The 3,669-nt window shown below is 71.7% G+C and carries 4 protein-coding genes; 2 read left to right on the forward strand and 2 right to left on the reverse strand.

Features of this window, described 5'->3' with window-relative positions:
• Window positions 1–676 (forward strand): aldehyde dehydrogenase family protein (locus tag IJH84_RS26485; protein ID WP_295150287.1); only part of this gene is annotated, 676 nt, incomplete at its 5' end.
• Window positions 677–908: 232 nt separating this feature from the next.
• Here the strand turns inward: IJH84_RS26485 and IJH84_RS26490 are convergent.
• Window positions 909–1,805, reverse strand: a complete 897-nt coding sequence (locus tag IJH84_RS26490; RefSeq protein ID WP_295150290.1) for a LysR family transcriptional regulator — start codon at window positions 1,803–1,805, stop codon at window positions 909–911.
• A gap of 114 nt (window positions 1,806–1,919) precedes the next feature.
• Here IJH84_RS26490 and IJH84_RS26495 point away from each other — a divergent pair, with 114 nt between their 5' ends.
• The gene (locus IJH84_RS26495) at window positions 1,920–2,918 is read left to right on the forward strand and encodes a putative sulfate exporter family transporter (RefSeq protein WP_295150293.1); all 999 of its coding nucleotides are present in this window, start codon (window positions 1,920–1,922) and stop codon (window positions 2,916–2,918) included.
• A gap of 2 nt (window positions 2,919–2,920) precedes the next feature.
• Here IJH84_RS26495 and IJH84_RS26500 read toward each other — a convergent pair.
• Window positions 2,921–3,669: amidase family protein (locus IJH84_RS26500; RefSeq protein ID WP_295150296.1), on the reverse strand; the 749-nt coding region annotated here is incomplete at its 5' end.

The raw sequence follows: 3,669 nt of genomic DNA on the forward strand, positions 1-3,669 counted from the left end.
GGCCCCGGCGGTGGTGTTCGACGATGCCGATGTCGAGCGCGCGGCGCGGGGCATTGCGCGGGCCGCGTTCGGCGACGCGGGGCAGAGCTGCACCGCTGCGAGCCGGGTGCTGGCCGGGCCTGGTGTGCACGACGAGCTGGTGGCCGCGCTCGCGGAGCAGGCGGCCGCGTTGCGCCCGGGGCCGCCGCAGGACCTCGATGCCGCGTTCGGCCCGCTGAACAGTTCCGGACAGCTGGACCTGGTCGCCGAGCACGTCGAGCGGTTGCCGGAGCACGCCCGGGTGGTCGCAGGCGGCAGGCGCAAGGGCGGTCGCGGCTACTTCCACGAGGCCACCGTCGTGGCCGGGATGCAGCAGGAGGACGAGCTGGTGCAGCACGAGGTGCTGGGCCCACTGCTGACGGTGCAGCGCTTCACCGATGAGGCCGAGGCGGTGGCGTTGGCCAACGGAGTGCGCTACGGGCTGGTCGCCAGCGTCTGGACGCGGGAGCACGCGCGGGCGATGCGGATGTCGCAGGCGTTGCAGGCGGGCACGGTGTGGATCAACGCGCACCGGCCGCTGGTCGCCGAGATGCCGCACAGCGGGTTCAAGCATTCCGCGTCGGCGCGCGATTTCGGCCGTTTCGGCCTGGAGGAGTACACCCGCATCAAGCACGTGATGTCCCAAGTGGACGAGTGAGGTCCGGCTCGCGGGCATTCCCCGTTCTGTCCGTGCCGCACCGACGTCGACACGTGGAAGTGCATTGCGGATAGTTCTGCTGGCGTCGCGGAACGGGCGCGGCGGGCTGTCGTGCGAGGCTTGCGGGCGGGTCGCGCGATGCGTGGTGGTGGCGATCGTTGCGGGCATGACTCCACCATGCCGCCGTCGAACTCGAGTTCGCATCACTGGATCGAGTGGATCTCGACGCTCGTCAGCTCCGGTGCAGCGCGACCGACAGCAGGGCCGCCGCGGGGCCGGTGAGCCGCTGCCCGGCCTGCCAGACCGCGTGCAGCGGCCGCGTCAGATCCAGCCCGGTGACCGGTGCTTCCACGACCAGACCCGCGTCGAGGTCGGTGCCCACCGCCATCATGCTGAGCACGGCAGGCCCGGCTCCGGCCACCACGCTGTTGCGGACCGCGGTGGTCGAGTGCAGTTCCAGCAGCGGCTCGGCGGGTGTGACCGAGGCCGTCGCCAGTGCGCGGTCGAGCGTTTCGCGGGTGCCCGAGCCGGTCTCCCGGACGATCAGCGGCGTGCCCGCGAGCTCCGCGGCGTCCAGTGGCCGCCGCAGCCGCGCCCACGGGTGCGACGTCGGAACCACCACGGCCAGCCGGTCCTGGCTGAGGTAGCGCACCGAAACACCCTCGGGCACTTCGGGTGATTCGAGGAAACCGAGGTCGGCGCGCCCGTGCCGGACGGCGTCGGTGACCGCTGCGGAGTTGGCGCTGTCGAGTTCCATGCGCAGTCCGGTGAAGGCGTTGCGCAGTTCGCCGACCCAGCGCGGTGCGAGGTAGTCGGCGATGGTCATGCTCGCGGCGACCCGAAGCCGTTGCTCGTGCTTCGCGTGCAGGGTCCGCACGCCGGTCAGCAGCGCGTCGACGTCGGTGAGTACGTGCCTGGCCCATCCGGCGACGGTGGCTCCGGCGTGGGTGAGGGTGGCACCTCGTTTGGTGCGTTCCAGCAGGTGCAGGCCGAGGCCGCGTTCCAGGCCGCTGAGTCGTTTGCTCGCGGAAGGCTGGCTGATCCGCAATTCGGTGGCGGCGGCGCCGATGCTGCCAAGCTCGTCGACGAGCACCAGCAGCCGCAAGGACGGCAGGTCGGGTTCGGTCATGGTGCCTTCCTGGGTAGCACGGCGCCGAGTTCGCCTCGGTCATGCATTGCGGCTATGACGACCTCTCCTGCTCACGGCTACAGCTGGGGCGCCGCGGGCGCAAGGCTCGTGCCCATGCAGCTTGCGCGAGAAGATCGAACCGGTCGGCCCTGGCAGCAGTTGCTGCCGGGGCTGGCGTTGACCGCCGCGGCGACCGCGTTGTCTTGGATGCTGGCCTCGGCGGTGTCCTGGGCGAGCCCGCTGACCGCGGCGGTGGTGCTCGGTGTTCTGGTGGGGAACGTTCCGGTGCCTGCGTCGGTGCGTCCCGGTCTGCGCTGGGCTACGCGGGTTCTGCTGCGGGTGGGTGTGGTCCTGCTGGGCGTGCAGCTCGCGGTCGGTCAAGTGCTGCACCTGGGGGCGGCGACCTTGGTCGTTGTGGTGGTGGCCGTGGTCGTCACCTACGTGGGAACGGTGGCGTTCGGTCGGTTGCTCGGGGTCTCGCGCGGATTGTCAGTGCTGGTGGCGACCGGGTTTTCGATCTGCGGCGCTTCGGCGATCATGGCTGTGGAAGGAGTCGTGGACCGCGACGACGAGGACGTTGCCACCAGCGTCGCGATGGTGACCGTGTTCGGTGGGGCCGCGATGGCGCTGTTGCCGTCACTGGCGGCGATGCTCGGGTGGGCCCCGGCCGAGTACGGCCGGATCGCCGGCGGCAGCGTGCACGAGGTCGCGCAGGTCGTGGCCGCGGCGTCGCCGGTGGGCACGGCGGCGGTCGCGGTGGCGGTAGTGGTCAAGCTCAGCCGGGTGGTGCTGCTGGCGCCGCTGGTGGCGTTGCTGAGCCAGACGCGGCGAATCCGCGTCCGATCGGGCGAGCGCCCGCCGGTGTTGCCGTGGTTCGTGATCGGATTCCTGCTCGCGATGCTGGTGCGCACCACCGGCCTGCTGCCCCCCGCTGCGCTCGCGGGAGCGCAGCAGGTCACGACCGTGTTGATGGCCGGTTCGCTGTTCGCGCTCGGCACTTCGATGCGGCTGGCCGCGCTGGCGCGCACCGGCCCGAAGGCGCTGGTGCTGGGCGCGGCCTCGACCGCACTGATCACCGGCGTGACCATCGCCGGGGTGTTGGTGACGGCCTGAGCTCAGCGTCGCGGGCGGCTCCACGGCCGGGCCTGCTCGAACGCCCGCGACGCGCGCAGCACGCGGGCGTCGCCGTGCCGCGGGCCGACGATCTGCAGCCCGATCGGCAGCCCGTCCGAGGTGAATCCGCACGGCACGCTCGAAGCCGGTTGCTGGGTCATGTTGAACGGGTAGGTGAACGGCGTCCACCCGGTCCAGCGCGGCGAGTCCGAACCTGCCGGTGCCTCCAGCCCGGCCTCGAACGGCGGGATTCCGACCGTGGGGGTCAGCAGCAGGTCGTAGGTCTCGTGGAAGGCGCCCATGCGCTGGCCGAGGGCCATGCGCGTGTTGGTGGCTTCCAGGTAGTCCTGGGCGGAGTAGGTGAGCCCTTGTTCGACGATCTCCCGCAGTCCGGGGTCGAGCAGCTGCCGCTGCCGCTCGCCGAGGTGCTCGACGGACTTGGCCGCACCGGCGAACCACAGCACGTGGAAGTCGGCGACCGGGTCGCTGAAGCCGGGGTCGGCGCGTTCGACGGTGGCGCCGAGTTCGGTGAACACCTCGGCGGCCCGCGCGACCGCTTCGGCCACCTCCGGGTCGGCGTGGGCGAACCCCAGATCGGGGCTGAAGGCGATCCGCAGTCCCCGCACGCCGTCGTCGAGCCCGTCGAGGAACGACCCGGCCGGCTGCGCCAGCGCGGACCAGTCGCGGCTGTCCGGCCCGGTCAGCACGTCGAGCATCAGCGCGGTCTCGGTGACGGTGGTGGTCATCGGCC

The sequence above is a fragment of the Saccharopolyspora sp. genome (assembly GCF_017434145.1).
GTDB lineage: Bacteria > Actinomycetota > Actinomycetes > Mycobacteriales > Pseudonocardiaceae > Saccharopolyspora_C > Saccharopolyspora_C galaxeae.